The sequence below is a fragment of the Pseudomonas fluorescens genome (assembly GCF_000968015.1).
GTDB classification, from domain to species: Bacteria; Pseudomonadota; Gammaproteobacteria; order Pseudomonadales; family Pseudomonadaceae; genus Aquipseudomonas; species Aquipseudomonas fluorescens_W.
In genome coordinates, this window is record NZ_LACH01000130.1 from 1 (window position 1) to 235 (window position 235).

The 235-nt window shown below is 62.1% G+C and carries 1 protein-coding gene; it reads right to left on the reverse strand.

All coding sequences use genetic code 11. From position 1 onward, the window contains the following. Positions 1-235 (reverse strand): immunoglobulin-like domain-containing protein (locus tag VD17_RS31105; RefSeq protein ID WP_046057184.1); only part of this gene is annotated, 235 nt, incomplete at both ends.

Consider the following 235-nt stretch of genomic DNA (forward strand, 5'->3'; position numbering starts at 1 on the left):
GACCGAGGCGGTGTAAACCACGGTGCCGCCCTCGGCCACGCTGTCAGTGGCGGTCAGGGTGACGGTCGAGGTGTCGAGGGTGTCAGTGACGGTCGTGGTCACTGACGCTTTGCTGATGTCGAGTTTTTCGAAGTTGCCGCCGTTGGCATCCGTCATGGTCACGGTGAGCTTGCCGGCGTCTTTATAGACGTCATCGCTTGGCGCCGCGATGGTGACCGAACCGGTGGTTTTGCCG